Origin of the sequence: Heyndrickxia oleronia (assembly GCF_017809215.1) — a bacterium.
GTDB lineage: Bacteria > Bacillota > Bacilli > Bacillales > Bacillaceae_C > Heyndrickxia > Heyndrickxia oleronia.
The window spans coordinates 2446983-2463974 of the sequence record NZ_CP065424.1 but is presented as its reverse complement, the minus strand read 5'-3'; the positions used below and the strand labels follow the sequence as shown (position 1 = coordinate 2463974).

Below are 16992 nucleotides of genomic sequence, written 5' to 3'. Positions count from 1 at the left end.
ATTAATACTCCTTGCTATATCCATCAGGGTGAGTACGGTGCCAGTTCCAAGCATCCTGAATGATATCGTGAATCGATGTTCGTTTTGGATTCCATTCAAGAACCCGTTTTGCCTTTTCAGAAGAAGCAATTAATGTGCTTGGATCACCTGCTCTTCGTTCGACTATTTTTGTTGGAATCGGATGCCCCGTTATCTCTCTTGCGGCTTCTACCATTTCTTTTACGGAATAGCCTTTACTGCTGCCAAGGTTCAGCACAATGCTCTCGCCACCCTTTTGCAAGTATTGTAAAGCTAAAATATGCGCATCAATTAAATCTTCTACATGAACATAATCGCGGATACATGTCCCATCATAAGTTTCATAGTCATTACCAAATATAGAAATAAACTCTCTTTGTCCTAAGGCAACTTGGAGAATTACTGGGATAAGGTGCGTTTCAGGGTTATGGTCCTCACCAATCTCTCCTGTTGCTCTTGCACCAGCAACATTAAAATAACGTAAAGAAACAAATTTAATTCCATATGCCACATCGCACCACTTCATCAACTTTTCCATTATTAGTTTTGTTTCACCATAGGCATTGGTTGGGTTGGTTAGCGCATCTTCTGTAATTGGCATGACTTTCTGCTCACCATAAGTGGCAGCGGTTGAAGAAAAAACAATTTGTTTGACACCATAGTCTCTCATTACCTCTAAAAGAACTTGTGTTCCATAAACATTATTATCAAAATACTTAATGGGGTTAGACATCGATTCCCACACTAATGAACTAGCGGCAAAGTGAATCACACTTTCAATTTGTTCTTTTTCAAATACTTGTTCTAAAAAGACCTTATCTTTAATATTCCCCTGATAAAACTTTGCTTTTGGATGGATAGCCTGCTGATGGCCAGTTAGTAAATTATCTACAACCACTACATCTACATTTTTATCGATTAACTGGTAAACCGCATGTGAACCTATATAACCTGCACCACCAAGAACTAAAATACTCATGATTCATTTCCCTCCATATCGTAAACTTCAGTAATCCTATTCTATTGCTTTTGTTCCGTTGCCAATACTTGCTGCATAAAATGTTGCTTGATAACCAATTTTTGTTTGATATTCCTTTCCTACTTCAAAAATAAATTTTTCCACCATCTCTTCTTTGACGATCGCAATAGCACAACCACCAAATCCTGCCCCCGTCATACGAGCCCCAACTACACCTTCCTGTTTCCAAGCTGCTTCAACTAAAGAATCTAATTCAATCCCAGTAACCTCATAATCATCCCTTAAAGAAACATGAGAAGCATTCATCAATCGACCAAAACCTTTTAAATCATCATTTTTTAACGCCTGTAAAGCTTTTAATGTTCTTTGATTTTCATAGACTGCATGCCTTGCCCGTTTTTGTAGAACATCGTTATCAATCAAATATTTATATGCCTCAAATTCTTCTTCCGTAATTTCTCCCAAAGACTGAACTTTACATTCCTGCTGTATAAGCTTTAAAGCCTTCTCACATTCACTTCTTCTTATATTATATTTAGAATCAGACAGCACCCGTCTTTTATTCGTGTTCATAATAATAATTTTATATTCAGATAATGGTAATGGGGCATATTCGTATTTTAATGTATTGCAATTAAGAAGAATTCCACAATTGTCCTTCCCCATCCCAATAGCGAATTGATCCATTATTCCACTTTTGACACCAATAAATTCATTTTCGACCCTTTTACCAGCTTTAACTAATTCCAGCATCTCGAGTTGAAAACCATACAGTTCATTCACCATTACACCTGTTAACATTTCAAGCGATGCGGAGGAAGAAAGTCCCGCCCCATTCGGTATATTTCCATAAATCAGCACCTCTAGACCACATGGCAGTTCCTTACCCAGTTCTTGAATAAAACGGATCATTCCTTTTGGATAATTGACCCAATGATGATGAGATTTATAGTTTAAGTCATCAAGTGTAAATTCGATGATTCCTTTCTCTTCGAAGTTCATAGAAAACATTCTTACTAAACGATCCGATCTTTTTCTTGCAAGTCCGTACGTTCCATAAGTGATAGCAGCAGGAAAAACATGTCCCCCATTATAGTCCGTATGTTCACCAATTAAGTTAATTCTTCCTGGAGAAAAGAATGCTTTTGGATCATCACATTCTTTTTGCGGATAAATTTCTCGAAATGTATCAAATAAAAAATGTAAATTCATCTTTTCTTTCGCCCCCATAGTATTAAGTGAGGGAAAATTCAGTCATATGGAAACTAATCAAATTGTGCCTAAATTCTCCTTAAGAATATTTTATTTAAAAAGTAAAAATATTTCAATACTTTTACTAAAAATTTTACTTATTATTTTACTTGGTTATTTTTCATATACTTGGCTGTTGATGACCTTTCTACAAGGACGAAGTTGGACTCCATCTCCCACACGATTTGCGACTCTACTGCAAACTACAAAATTAAATAAAAAAACCCTGATTTTCATCAACATACGAGGAAATCAAGGTGTCATATCTATATCCTGATTCTTTCTTCTTCATTAAAAATAAACCTACTTACTACTTCCGCGAATGACTAGTTGAGTAGAAAGACTCACCTTTTTTGCAACTTGACGTTCAGTTATTCTTTCAATTAACAAATCCACAGCCGTTTCCCCCATCAATTCGGTATAAACTCTAACAGTACTTAATGGCGGAAATACGTATTTCGTTACACTAATATCGTTCACCCCGATAATACTGACCCTTTGAGGAACGGAAATACCTTCTTCAAGTAATGCTCTTAAACATCCAATAGCCATAGAATCATTACCGACAAAAAATGCAGACGGAAGATCATCATGATGCTCAGATATTGCTTGTTTCATTAGTCTGTAGCCATCATTTACGGAAAACGAACCAATATATATAAAATCTTCATTATAAAGATTTCTTTTTTTAGTAAAGTTTATGAATGTCTCTTGTCTATAATCAATAATCTCTGAAGTATCATCCTTATATGTTTCTCGCCCCCCAATATAGCCGATTTTTTCATGCCCATGCTGCACAAAATAATTGAGAACATCAATGGTTGCCTTTTCAAAATTACATACTACTGAATCAAAGCGGTCTTCATCAGGAGAACTATCAATGAAAACAATATTTTCAGTAATGTTCTGAATTTTCTCTGCTTGCTTTTTATTAAATTTTCCAATGGCGATAATGCCATGAAATTCCTGATTCTGCACGGAATCCAAATGATCAAGGGAAAGTTTTGTCATTTGAATATGAAGTGCTTCACACCGCTTCTCAACACCCACCCGAATAGATAAATAATATAAATCATTCAACTCTTCTTCTTCTGTATACCAATTTACAATAGCAATTCGAAAAGACGCCATGCGTTGTTCTATCTTTTTTTTACGATATGATAGATCCTCCGCAGTTTGGAAAATTTTCCTTTTGGTTTCATCGCTTACAGAAAGAGTGGGATCATAATTCAACACCCTTGATACCGTTGATATTGATACACCCGCTTTTTCCGCGATATCCTTGATCGTAGCCATATGTTACTCCTTTAAAAATATTTACACTTTCCCTAAATCATAATATCATTGAAAATTCTAGTCAATATTTTACTAATTTTCCGCAAAAAATTTTACCTATTGATAATTGATAGTTGTGTTTCCTATTTAACCTATATTTCTCCTGAGGGTTTGTCCATCGGAGTGTAAGCTGGCAGCGGCGTTCCAAAGTTAGGTGTACCATCCGGATTCCAATTAAATTTTTGCACTCTTGGATTCCGAAGCTTTCCCAATCTATGATCTCCTTCATTCTCGGAAAATGAAAATGCATGGTAGAGGATTGGGTGGGACAACGGACCAGACCCTATGTCCCTACGTAACTGGGACATAGGGTCAGACCCCGTGTCCCTTTACTTTACTTGATTTGAATGAATATTTCTTCTTCACCAAGAGAAATTTTTTCCATATCTTTGGTTTCTTTATAGTGTATTGTTTGTAAAACAATGCTATTGTGTAATAATGAGTCAAATTCTTTTAACCATTTGGTTATTGTTTTTGATCCGTGGATAAATAATTCAATTCTTTTTTCGACTGGTAGATCACGTTTTTTCCGTATTTCTTGGACGATTCGAATAAAGTCTCTTACTATTCCTTCACGTTTGAGATCATCTGTTAAGTTTGTATCTAAAAGAACGGTGAAATTTCGATTTGACGCTTCGGTAAATCCTTCGATATTTGTAATTTTCGTTACAATGACATCCTCTTGTTCTAAAAGCAAAGTTTCACCATTTTTCATGCAAAGAGGTAATGTTCCTAGGTTTAGAAAATGTTTTATGTCTTCTTTTGAAGCGTTCATTAACTGTTGCTGAACCTCATTTACCAACTTCCCTAATTTCGGTCCCGCGGATTTAAAATTCAATTTCAATCGATGTTCAATGAACTTATCCGAAGAATCTACCCATTCCACAAGTTTTACATTTAGCTCTTCTTTAATGATATTTTCAAAAGAAGAAAGTGTTTTTACATTGCCATTATGAGCGACCACAATCATTTTCGCTAAAGGTTGTTTCGTTTTAAATTGTTTGCTATGCCTAATACTTCTGCCTAACTCCACCAATTCAATTACAGCAATCATCTCATTTTCAAGCGTTTTATCTATACTGTTGTTTTGGACGGTTGGGTAATCAGTTAAATGAACACTATCCCCATTAAGCGTGTAAAAAATCTCTTCAGCTATAAACGGTACAAACGGCGCTATAAGTTTCGAAAGTTCATTCAACACTTGATATAAGGTTTGAAATGCCGCAATTTTGTTAGGTGACATACCTTTACTCCAGAAACGTTCTCTGTTTCGACGGATATACCAATTACTCATTTCATCAATGAAGTTTCCTGCCATTCTAGCTGCATTTGTCAGTTGATAGTTTTCCATCTCCTTTTTCATAGACGAAATGGTGGTGGCTAATCTTGATAATATCCACTTATCCATGATTGTAGCTTCTTCAGTGTGATGGATTTTGGGATCAAATGAGTCGATTTTTGCATACAACTGATAAAAATGAAATAGGCTTGCAAGTGTATCAATAATTTTTGATTTTGCCTCTTGCACATTGCGTTTGGAAAAGTTTTTTTGATTCCAAGGGGCGCTGTCAGCTATTAAAGACCAGCGAAGTGGATCCGCACCAAATTCTTTAATTAAATCCCTAGGATCTAAAGCATTCCCTTTACTCTTTGACATTTTTTGTCCATGTTCATCCAGAATATGACCTGTTACTAAGACATTTTTATATGGAGCTACCCCTTTATAGAGTACAGATACTGCAAGCAATGAATAAAACCAGCCTCTCGTTTGATCGATTGCCTCAACTACCACATCGGCTGGAAACTGAGAATGAAATACATCTGTATTTTCAAACGGATAATGGTATTGAGCGAATGGCATTGAACCACTATCAAACCACACATCTATTACCTCTTCTGTTCGCTGCATTGTCCCATGGCAATTAGGACACTCGAAGGAAATTTGGTCAACATATGGTTTATGGAGCTCAATCGTTGATATGGATTCCTTTGCATGTTTTTTTAAATCTTCCATACTTTTCGGAGCAATTTCATGTTTACATGTATGACAAACCCAAACATTTAAAGGAGTTCCCCAGTATCTTTTTCTGCTGATATTCCAATCCACTAATCCTTCTAAGAAATTGCCAAATCTCCCGTTTTTTATATGATCAGGGAACCAATTGACTTGTTGATTATTTGAAATCAATGCGTTTTTAAGGGCAGTTGTTTTGATAAACCAGCTCTCTGTCGCATAATACAATAATGGTGTATCACACCTCCAGCAATGAGGATAAGAATGCTCATACTTTTCTTTATGATATAAAAGCCCCTTTTGATGTAATAGTTTTACGATATCCACATCACTCTCTTTTACTTTTTGACCAGCTAGTGGCGTAAAAATATCATTATATCTTCCTTGTTCATCAACTATATTGATAAAAGATAATTGATTTTCTTGTACTAAACGGTAATCATCTTCTCCATATGCAGGTGCTATATGAACTATTCCTGTTCCACTATCCTCAGTAACAAATGAAGCTTCAACAATACAATGTCCTTTTTCTACCTCAACAAAATTAAATGGGGCTTCATAGGTTAATCCAACGAGATCCGTCCCCTTGACGACTTCAATTAGTGTATAAGGCTGATTGATAACTTGTTCTAACCTAGCAACAGCAATAATTACTATCTGATCCTCTATTTCTACTTTTGCATAATCAAGATCGCCATTTACTGCAAGTGCGACATTGGTAGGCAATGTCCATGGTGTAGTCGTCCATCCTAGTACATATTCGTTATCCCTGTCCTTAAGTTTAAACTTTACCGTCGCACTTAAATCTTTTACATTTTTATATCCTTGTGCAACCTCATGAGAACTTAATGAAGTCTGACAGCTAGGGCAATAGGGCGATACACGATGCCCTTTATATAGCAATCCTTTTTCATGAATCGTTCCGAGAATATGCCATACAGATTCAATGTATTCATTACTCATAGTCATATATGGATGATCCATATCAACCCAATAACCTAAATCTGTTGTAAAATCCCTCCATTGCTTTTCATAAAAGAATACACTTTCCTTACATTTTTCGATAAATGGTTCAATCCCGTAATGTTCAATTTCTTTTTTTCCTGAGATTCCTAGTTGCTTTTCTACTCCTAATTCAACTGGTAAACCATGTGTATCCCACCCTGCTTTTCTAAATACTTGTTTACCATTCATCGTTTGATAACGGGCAATGATATCCTTAATTGTCCTCCCTAAAGCATGGCCAACATGTGGAAGTCCATTTGCAGTTGGTGGTCCCTCATAAAAAACATAGCGATCTTTTCCGGTTCTATTATCTATTGATCGTTGAAAAATATTCTCCTTATCCCAATACTCCTGCCAACGCTTCTCACGTTCAAAACTACTATGATTCTGACTAGCCATATTTGCATCCTCCTTAATTAATTTTGAAAATAAAAAACACTCGTCCCTAAAAATAGGGACGAGTGTATTAACCCGCGTTACCACCCAAATTCTGCTTATTACAAACAGCACTTGTCAACGTACTATCATACGCGTTCCTTGTAACGGCGGACTCCCGTCAAGACTTACTTAATAATTTCAGCCTTGCATCTCAGAGATGATTTTTCCGTTCGGCTTCCTCACTGGCTTTCACCATACCCAGCTCGCTTCAAGAGTTCAATCCTTACGTACTTTTTCTCTTCATCGATTTATACATCAAATATTTCGATTATCATACCACTCACAATAATGAATATCAAGATATTTTTATTTATTGCGATCTCATTTTTAACTCTTTTCTAACATTCCCGATATTTAGATAATTCTCCAAGCGATACATAAGGATGATAATTCCTTTTTTCCACTGAGAAAAAGACCTGTGAACTCGAAACCTTTATTATTTGTAAAGACCGGCAAATAGGTTTTTACACAAGCAACACTCTATACGAAAACAGTCTTAACAAAGTATCAAACTAATCATAATAGCTTTTACTTTTTTCATTACCCCTTTTGAAGTTTCCAGTTACCTTAGCTAATAGTAGTTGGATTTCTTTTTCATTTTCAGCTTGTGTAATTTTAGTAAGGAGCTTTTCTGCTGCTTTTCCTTTTATAATCTTGACTTGTTTGCCATACCAATCAATAAATATCGTATTATTCTTTGAAATCCGATAAGTAAAAACCTCATCTTCTAATCGATTGCGTTTATCAAAATTCCCCATCCAGTACCATTCCCCACCTCTGTATATGAAAAAAGCTCCTTTATTGGAGCTTAAATAATGGAGTGTCGCGTCTTTTTATGATTCAAAAATGCTTCTTTTAAGATGCGATTATTTTCATCGAAACGTTTTGCTTTTTCTTGAATATATTTTTTACTTCCATTCGCTTTACCGGAGGCGACATGAATAATACTATCGTTTTTTGTCCGTTTAGGTTCTGCAGCCACTATCGAATCCCTCCTAACAATTGAATAGCGAAATCACGATACAATGCTGATTCTGATTCCATTATATCACGCATCACATCATCCTTAAAGCCTTGAACCTTCTCAATAGACCAATATGACTCAACTGGATAATGAAAACTTATGACATAATTTCCTGTACGAATTGATAAATAAAATTGCTGTTTCTCTTCGCTAAAAAATAACTCCTGGCCAGACTGACTATGAAAAGCTTGAACAGAATACGAACTCCTATCTTCTAAAGGATATGTTTTATTTTCATCACTTGCCATACCAGATACACTTACAAGTGTTAATAAATCACCCTTTTTTTTGTATAAAGTTGTTCCTGAACAGGATTCATATGCACCAAGCTCTGTTTCAAACATGGTATGGGGCTGACTATAAATGATCCCATTTTTTAAAAAACGTTGAAGATATTCTAAAAACAATCTTGGATTGATTAATTCACCATTTTTAATATAACTTATGATTTTAGAGGTAAAATCAGCATGTTTTTTATAAATAGGGCCTTCTTGAAGTTGTTCTTCGATGGTTCCTTCAAATGCGAGATATTTACTTCCTCTTCTAAACAAATCACTAAAATATCGTTTTATTGTAAGGCTTGGATCCATTCCGAAAGATATTTTCTCCAAATAATGACCTTTGATATAAATGTCATACATAAATCCCCAAATGTACGGTTCAATATTTTCATGTTCTTTTTTCTTTGGATGCTTTTCCCATGCTTCTTTTGCGATTTCAAAGTAATTATCAGGATTTGTGCCATAAGTTTCTTTATAGCTTTTTAACATTTCGCCAATAATTAAACGAATTTCATACCAAAAAAGATCATAAATATAATCTTCCACAAAAACAATAATATATTTATTACATTGATAAGCCTTCTGAAACTCACAATGAGTGATTGTTGCCTTATAATATTGGCTATAATTACCAGCCTTATCAGATATGAAAAGAAGAAAAATATCACTCATTTCCACATACTTTAAACAATTCTCTACAAGCTGTTCTGGCGGCCAAGGTCCAAAATCCTTTTCATACATTAAAGGTCTATGCTCCATCTCCATTAATAATCGATGGAGATTTTCCCTTAAGGGTCTAAGTCGATCTTGGGCAGCTGAACTAATAAATATTTTTGTAGGTTCGGGCAAAATACATCACTCCTTACTTAGTAGAAAATTCGATGTATTTGCCCTAAAATCCTTTAATTTATTTTATCTGCAATCCTCAAGATTAAGCACGTTTGTGCACCATTCTTCATAAAATTCAGGTTCATGAGATACAATCAGTAATGTTCCTTCATATTTCTTTAGTGCTAAAGCCAATGCTTCTTTTGCTTGAACATCTAAGTGATTCGTTGGCTCGTCAAGAATAAGCCAGTTACTTTTTTCTAACATCAGTTGACATAACCTTACTTTCGTCTGTTCACCCCCACTCAAAGTATGAAGTGGTTGCAATATATGTTCTTTATTGATACCAGCACGTGCAAGAGCTTGGCGAATTTCTTTCTGATTCATTTGTTCATGCATGGACCAAATATAATCCATCGGTGTTTGTTCAACTGGCGTATGCCATTCTTGTTCGAAATAAGATGGCCTCACATTATCTCCTATTGAGATGGTTCCGCTTAAAGGATTAATTTCACCCATCATTGTTTTTAGTAAGGTAGATTTTCCAATCCCATTATGTCCAATAATGGCAACTTTGTCGCCTCTTTTTAAAGTAAAGTTTAAGGCCGGGAGTAAAGGATAGGTATACCCAACAATAATATCTTTCGTTTCAATGATCGTACTAACGGGTCGTTCAGAAACGTGAAATGAATATCTTGGATGTAGGTTTCCCACCGGCTTTTCAATTCGTTCAATTTTTGCTAATTTCTTTTCTCTTGATTTTGCTTGTTTAGAAGTGGAAGAACGGACTTTATTTTTTTGAATATAGGTTTCAAGCTTGTGAATTTCCTGTTGCTGCTTACTATATGCAATATGAATTTGGTGTTTTCTTAATTCATAAGCTTCTAAGAATGCTCGATAATTCCCTACATACCTAGTTAAATGTTTATGCTCTAAATGAAAAATAACATTTACGACCTCGTTTAAAAAATGCGTATCATGTGATATAAGAATAAATGATTTCTTATAATTAATTAAATAGTCTTTCAACCAAACAATATGTTCGTAATCAAGATAATTCGTTGGTTCATCCAATAATAATATATCCGGCTCGGTTAATAGAAGTTTTGCCAACAATAATTTTGTACGTTGTCCACCACTTAATTGTGCAACATCCCGATCTAAACCTAGTGCTAGGATACCTAATCCAGATGAGACATCTTCAATTTTTGAATCAATAAGGTAAAAATCCTGAGCTTCTAATATATCCTGAATTAACGAATATCGTTTCAAGAGCCCTTGTAACTCACCCTCATTACATATCGCCATTTTATTTGTAATTCCTAACATTTCTTCTTCCATATCATATAAATGTTGAAATGCACTTTTTAAAAAACCTAAAATACTTGTTCCTTTTTTCAATTCGATATGCTGTTCTAAATAGCCAATTTGCTTATTAGGAAGCCAAGAAATGCTTCCATAATCAGGTAACAGTTGACCTGATAAAATTTTTAGAAGTGTTGATTTACCTGCTCCATTTGGGCCCACTAAACCAACCTTTTCTTTGTTCAATAAACGAAATTCAATATCTTTAAAAACTAATTGATCACCATAGAAATGAGTTAAATTTTCAACATGTACGATACTCATATTTTTTCCCTCCAAAAGTTCTGTTTGTAAGAACCAATCGTAAAACATGGAGGTTATAAACGATTAATATTTAATTTGAATGGACAATTCATTAGAAATATCTTAATTAGTCTCATTTATACAAATAAAAAAGGCAGGGAAATAGACCCTGCCCTATTCGTGTTTACGATTACCTGTTATACACGAATATTAAATAAGAATAAAGGTCTAATTATCCGATGTTTTACGATTGGCTTTGCTAAAAATGGGCATACTTATCCCGTCTTAAGCTAAAACCATTTGAAAAACAACGGACATACTCATTTGACCTTCATCTCTCCTTTAAAATAAATTTAGATTCTTCATAATCTTACCAAAAACGAAAGAGGCAGTAAAGGGATAAATTCATTAATAATTCTCACTTCCCAATAATTTTCATTTTTAAAATGGCTAAATACTCCCTTAAATATAGTTTTGTTTTGACAATTTTAGGGGTTTTACCTGCAAGTGGATAAGCTTCGATCCCTAGTGATTTTGCCAATTGAAGTGATCGATAAAGATGAAAATCATTGCTAACGATTACTGCCTTCTTTATTTCTAAAAATTCCTTGGCATTTTGAAGATTCTCGAACGTATTTACGGACTTATCCTCAATAATAATTCGCTCATTCGGGATACCATGTTCTAATAAATAGGAGCGAAGAGCTTCAGCCTCAGGTATTTCCTCATCAGGTCCTTGCCCACCAGTAACAATCACTTTTGTCCCCTTATTCTCCTTTAAATAATGCAAACCTGTGATTGCTCGTTCATATAAAGCTTTTGACATAACCTTCCCATTCACCTTTGCTCCTAAAATAATCAGATATGGAACGTTTTTTGGAGGTTTTTCTTTTGCCACATTTTTTATTTGTTTATAAGTGAAAAGAACCCAAGCCAAACTGAAAAGCAAAAATATTGAGATACAAGAAATAAATAACTTTTTTTTCATACATTCTCCCTCATACCCATTTTCAATCTATCAACATGTAAGACGTCATTTAATGGGTAGAGGTTTCAGTTTTAATCTACATTCAATTTAGTAATTTCGTTAAAATTGACAATGAGGGCAATAAAAGGTCTTTCGAGATGATATCATTTTTTTGATAATTTCTGAGCCACATCTCTCACATAATTCACCTTCACGATCATACACTTTACATTTGTTATCAAAACCTCCTGTAAGCCGATCATCATGATAAAATGCATGGTTCATATATCCACCATATTGTATAGCTTTCCTTAAGATTAATTGAATGGATTCATACAATTGTTTCTTATCAATATCAGTTAAATCTTCTAAAGTTCTTGTAGGTAATAGCTGTGCGTGATAACAAATTTCATCAGAATAACAATTACCAATCCCAGATAAAAATTTTTGATCAATTAATTTGGTCTTTAGACGCCCACGCTTTTTGTGTAAGTAGTTGATAAAAAATGGTAGAGTAAAATTAATATCCAATGGTTCTGGTCCTAAATTAGGCAATGCTTCATCTACTTCATTTATTGGATAAAGGTGTAAATAGCCTAAACGAAGACCAATAAAGTATAAATTCTCTATTCCGAAAGAAAGCTGAATTTGAATCGTTCGGTTAGGCTTCTCCTCCTCTGTACCATAATACATCCATCCTCCAAGCATAAGATGAAGAATGAGGACTCGACCATTTACCAAATAGAAAAGTAAATGCTTGCCTCTTCGATCAATACGAATAACTTTTTGGAGTAATATATCTTTAATAAACATATCCGGCCGACAATTTATTGATTTTTCACGATTGATAATAATATTCGTAATCGTCTTCCCTACAATTTTTTCATACAGCAATTTTTTATATGTTTCCATTTCAGGTAGTTCAGGCATCCGTTTTCCCCCTTTTTCGTGGAGTTATATATCAATTCCTTGTGTAGTCATTACATTCTCTTTATTCTTATCATGACAAATCAGAGAAAAAGTATTAAAAAAAATCACCTAATTAAAAAATTAGGTGATAGTAATGAACGAATATTTTTATTTACATTTTCATTTCAAGCATAACAGGACAATGATCACTTCCTAAAATTTCAGAGTGGATTTGTGAGTCCTGCAATGAGTCTACTAATCTATTAGATACAATAAAATAATCAATTCTCCAGCCAATATTTCTTTCTCTTACCTTATTCATATATGACCACCAAGTATAGGAGTCTGTTTTATCTGGGTAAAAATAACGAAAGGAATCAGTAAATCCCGTGTTCAATAATGTACTCATCTTTTCTCTTTCTTCATCAGTAAAACCGGAGTTCCCTTTATTCGATTTTGGGTTTTTTAAATCAATTTCTTGATGGGCAACATTTAAATCACCACAATAAACAACTGGCTTTTTCTGATCCAATGAGATTAAATGTTCTTTAATTCTTTCTTCCCATTCTAAACGAAATGGTAATCTGGCAAGATCCCTCTGAGAATTTGGAGTGTACACATTCACTAAATAAAATTGATCAAATTCTAGAGTTAATATTCTACCTTCAGATTCATCTGTTTCATCACCCACGCCATATTTTACTGATAATGGCTTTTGTTTTGTAAAAACCGCTGTTCCGGAATATCCCTTTTTCTCAGCATAATTCCAATATTGATAGTAATTATCTAATTCAAGAGTTACTTGTCCATCCTGACATTTTGTTTCTTGAATACAAAAAATATCTGCATCAACTTCATTAAAATATGATAAAAATCCTTTATTTATACATGCTCTTATGCCATTTACATTCCAAGATACGAATTTCATTTATAGAAAGCTCCTTGCTTTTTATTTTTAATAATCATTATTTCTAAATATTTATTATAACATTTTACATGAGTCATCAAAAGAATTTACCGCTATTAGATTTGTTTATTTCAATGAATTTTTTATCATTTACAGTACAAAATATTACTGATACTCATTTCTTGAGTATTTTACGTTTCTAAGTATAGATCCTTCCAAAGAGGTGATATTCGATTAGTTACAGAAACTTTTTAGATCCACAATCTGAACGATTTCACTATAGTACCACAAGAAGAAAACATACGAAATCACAAGTAAATGGACAAACACAAGTTTCTCAAAATATCATAATTCTTAGAAGCAATGCGAAAGCACATTTTTGGTAAGGTGAATACAAAGAAATGGACAAGAAGGACGCCCTGTGCGTCTTTTTTGTTTATTTCTTTGTCTGACGTCAGTGAATAAAGAACTATAAAAAAATGATTTCAATTGAATAAACCATTTCTCTTTCCCTTTATCTACCGGCAACCCATTTTAAAATAGGCTTTTTCGCTTATGTCTTTTATCACCAACTGTGTGATATAAATAATAAGATGTGGGAAATTTTGTATTTAAGTACAGTAATCAGGGGGATAGGAGGAATAAAATGGATGTAAAAAAATTACTAGCAATTGCTGCATTATCATTAGTTTTAACTTCTGCGTGCAGTAATGGAAGTAAAACCCAGATGTCTGATAAGAAGGAAACAATCAAAGTAAGCACTGAAAACACAGATTTAGCTAAATATGATAAATTAGTAAAAGAGAAAAATATTGAGCTTAAATTAGAGCCTCTAGAGCTCACTAATTATAAAGATAAAATCGGTGCAACATTAACCAATCCAAAATATAAAAAATTCGCCGTAAACAAAGAACTCACCATCTCTGGAGTTATTGAAAAAGAAGATCAATTAAAAGAAAGATATGCATGGGTTAAAGTAAGTTCACTTGATATCATCGATTCAAATTCAGTTCAAGATTATTATATTCCTATAGAAAATGGAACATTTAAAGAGGATATTCATTTTTATAATGGAAAAGGAAACTACTCTATTAGAGTCATGCTCCCTGCTACAGATCGCAATAATTATTATTATGATCTTGCTACCTTCGAAGTCATTAATGTTCATCCAGAGAAACAAAGAGATGTAACCTATACTCCCTATGCACAAGATGCAAGTCTCGTTTTAAAGAATGTAGATTCAGGGTTGATTGAAGCAACCGAACATTTAAATTTGCAAGGGAAAGTAAAAAACTTAGAAAAAACAACGACTATTATGATTGAAGTAAAAAAAGATATGGAAAATTGGAAACACGAAATTCCTGTAAAAAATGGTCAATTTTCTTACGATGTCCCCCTTTTCTATGGGAAAGGACTTCATCAAATCAATGTCCTCGTACCTGATAAAATGAAAGATAATCGTTATCAATATGGCACTACACTTTTTGTCAATAATCGTTCAAATAAAAAGATGACACCAATAGAATTTTATCGAACATATGACGAAAGAGGGATTCAATTAGAAATACCTAAATTTGGTAATGATGAAACAAAACTCTCTTATCAAATAAAAGGAAAAATCGACCCTCATGCTAACTTAGCCAAAGAAACCACACATATTTATATAAAAACAAAAAAAGATCAAGATGAAGCCCTTGATATCATCCCAGTAAAGGATTTTACATTTGACGGCTCCATTTATTTACGGTTCGGACCAGGTGAATATGAGGTATCAGTAAATGTACCTGAAATCAGGGAAAAGAACACAAATTATTTTCGTTATTTTTCAGTTGCCTCTTTCTCAGTAACTAATCTTGATACAAATGATCAAAGAGATCTATTACCATCAAGAGGGATACCATCGGAACACTCAAAGATTATTAAACTTGCAAAAGAAATTACTAAAGACAGTAAAAATGATCGAGAAAAAGCGAAAGCAATTTATGATTTCACTTCGAAAAATATTTCCTATGATGTTCAGAAATTTAAAAATAACGAATTTGAATGGGATGATAATGCATTAAAAACTCTACGCTTAAAAACCGGTGTCTGTCAGGATTATGCTTATCTAGCGGGAGCTCTGTTACGTGCAAGTAATATTGAAGCAAGAGTAATTTCGGGAAAGGCGGGTACAGGTATATTGAAAAATAATCATGCATGGATTGAAGCGAAAGTTAATGGAAAATGGTTAACTATGGATCCTACATGGGGCGCGGGATATGTTCAAAACGATCAATTTGTAGCAAAATATAATGAACAATATTTTGATCCTAATGAACAGGAGTTTAGGAAAACTCATATTAGAGAAAATATCGAGTACTAAGTAGCTTTAAGGGGGTGTCTAAAATATCAGACACCCCCCTTTTAATTTTGTTTATTTTAAAGCATCAGTTAATTGAGGAACAATTTGTTTCTTGCGTGAAACAACGCCTTTTAATATAGCTGTATTGTTTTCTAATCTTACATTAAATGCCTTCTCCACTGCACTTGCTGCATTTCCTAAAGCAATGGCAACCGAATCACTATTTAATATGTCTGTCACAACAAATAGGAATAAGTCTAAATTCTTTTCAGAAATTTTGTTCGTTAATGCTACTTCTAATTCTTCCTTACGAGCCAACACATCATTTGTATCTACTGCATTCACTTGTGCAACTTCTACCTTATGTGTACCCATTTGGAATTCCTTCGCATCCAAACTGATTAGTTGTTCAATAGATTTATCACTTAAATCAGCACCAGCTTTTAACATAGCTAAACCAAATGTATCTACATCAACTCCAGCAATTTCCGCTAATTCTTTAGCTGCAGCAATATCTTGATCCGTACAAGTTGGAGATTTAAATAATAGTGAATCGGAAATAATTGCAGAAAGCATTAAACCAGCTGTTTCTTTATTGATAGCTACCCCATTCTCCTTGTACATTTTGTTTAAAATAGTAGCTGTACAACCTACGGGCTCTGCACGATAATATAAAGGATCACTTGTTTCAAAATTAGCAATACGGTGGTGATCAATTACCTCTAAAACTTTTACTTGATCAATATCATCCGCGCTTTGTTGACGTTCATTATGATCAACTAAAATTACACCATTACTTTCATTTGCAACTGTCTGAACGAAACGAGGAGCGTCTACTTTAAAGTAATCTAACGCATACTTTGTTTCACCATTTATTTCTCCTAATCGTACTGGCTCTGCTTCTACACCTAATTTCTTCTTTAATTCTGCATAAGCAATTGCCGAACAAATTGTGTCTGTGTCAGGATTTTTATGTCCAAAAACTAATATCTTTTCCATCTTTATTCTCCTTATTTCTCAAGTTAAATAGGCTTTCTATATACCAATATTATTTTAGCACAAACACCTTTAAATAAAAAAGCAGTTT

At 33.9% G+C, this 16992-nt stretch carries 14 protein-coding genes and 1 other annotated feature; of the genes, 2 read left to right on the top strand and 12 right to left on the bottom strand.

All coding sequences use genetic code 11. The annotated features are described in order from the left end of the window. Position 1: 1 nt before the first annotated feature. The 11 genes from galE to I5818_RS12290 all read right to left on the bottom strand — a co-directional run bounded on the left by galE (position 2) and on the right by I5818_RS12290 (position 13585). Entirely contained in the window at positions 2 to 997 is a 996-nt protein-coding gene (gene galE, locus I5818_RS12340) for a UDP-glucose 4-epimerase GalE (RefSeq protein WP_078111070.1), read from the bottom strand. 36 nt (positions 998 to 1033) lie between these two features. Further along, a complete protein-coding gene (locus I5818_RS12335; RefSeq protein ID WP_078111069.1) occupies positions 1034 to 2209 on the bottom strand; it encodes a galactokinase in 1176 nt (391 codons plus the stop codon). 342 nt (positions 2210 to 2551) lie between these two features. Then, entirely contained in the window at positions 2552 to 3544 is a 993-nt protein-coding gene (locus I5818_RS12330; protein ID WP_078111068.1) for a LacI family DNA-binding transcriptional regulator, read from the bottom strand. Between the two features lie 373 nt (positions 3545 to 3917). After that, positions 3918 to 7001 (bottom strand): isoleucine--tRNA ligase, encoded by a 3084-nt coding sequence (gene ileS, locus I5818_RS12325; protein WP_078111066.1) that lies wholly within the window; start codon positions 6999 to 7001, stop codon positions 3918 to 3920. Positions 7002 to 7052: 51 nt separating this feature from the next. Continuing rightward, positions 7053 to 7293, bottom strand: a binding site (T-box leader). 259 nt (positions 7294 to 7552) lie between these two features. Then, a complete protein-coding gene (locus I5818_RS12320; RefSeq protein WP_078111065.1) occupies positions 7553 to 7798 on the bottom strand; it encodes a hypothetical protein in 246 nt (81 codons plus the stop codon). A gap of 50 nt (positions 7799 to 7848) precedes the next feature. Continuing rightward, on the bottom strand, positions 7849 to 8022 hold the full coding sequence (locus tag I5818_RS12315) for a hypothetical protein (protein ID WP_169846962.1): 174 nt from the start codon (positions 8020 to 8022) through the stop codon (positions 7849 to 7851). After that, positions 8022 to 9194 (bottom strand): DUF4062 domain-containing protein, encoded by a 1173-nt coding sequence (locus tag I5818_RS12310; protein ID WP_071975982.1) that lies wholly within the window; start codon positions 9192 to 9194, stop codon positions 8022 to 8024. Before I5818_RS12310 ends, I5818_RS12315 begins: the two co-directional genes overlap by 1 nt. 63 nt (positions 9195 to 9257) lie before the next feature. Further along, positions 9258 to 10802 (bottom strand): ABC-F family ATP-binding cassette domain-containing protein, encoded by a 1545-nt coding sequence (locus tag I5818_RS12305; protein WP_078111299.1) that lies wholly within the window; start codon positions 10800 to 10802, stop codon positions 9258 to 9260. A gap of 397 nt (positions 10803 to 11199) precedes the next feature. After that, entirely contained in the window at positions 11200 to 11769 is a 570-nt protein-coding gene (locus I5818_RS12300; protein WP_235849828.1) for a YdcF family protein, read from the bottom strand. Positions 11770 to 11868: 99 nt separating this feature from the next. Continuing rightward, complete coding sequence (locus I5818_RS12295) at positions 11869 to 12678, bottom strand: Fpg/Nei family DNA glycosylase (RefSeq protein WP_078111218.1); 810 nt, start codon at positions 12676 to 12678, stop codon at positions 11869 to 11871. Between the two features lie 151 nt (positions 12679 to 12829). After that, entirely contained in the window at positions 12830 to 13585 is a 756-nt protein-coding gene (locus tag I5818_RS12290) for an exodeoxyribonuclease III (RefSeq protein WP_209391919.1), read from the bottom strand. A gap of 212 nt (positions 13586 to 13797) precedes the next feature. Between I5818_RS12290 and I5818_RS12285 the strand changes: the two genes are divergently transcribed. Together I5818_RS12285 and I5818_RS12280 are read left to right on the top strand one after the other, a co-directional pair. Then, the gene (locus tag I5818_RS12285; RefSeq protein WP_065107310.1) at positions 13798 to 13950 is read left to right on the top strand and encodes a YpzG family protein; all 153 of its coding nucleotides are present in this window, start codon (positions 13798 to 13800) and stop codon (positions 13948 to 13950) included. 260 nt (positions 13951 to 14210) lie between these two features. Further along, complete coding sequence (locus I5818_RS12280) at positions 14211 to 15926, top strand: transglutaminase-like domain-containing protein (RefSeq protein ID WP_209391918.1); 1716 nt, start codon at positions 14211 to 14213, stop codon at positions 15924 to 15926. 51 nt (positions 15927 to 15977) lie between these two features. On the opposite strand, the gene I5818_RS12275 is transcribed toward I5818_RS12280, so the two are convergent. After that, complete coding sequence (locus I5818_RS12275; protein WP_078111298.1) at positions 15978 to 16904, bottom strand: manganese-dependent inorganic pyrophosphatase; 927 nt, start codon at positions 16902 to 16904, stop codon at positions 15978 to 15980. Positions 16905 to 16992 lie beyond the last annotated feature (88 nt).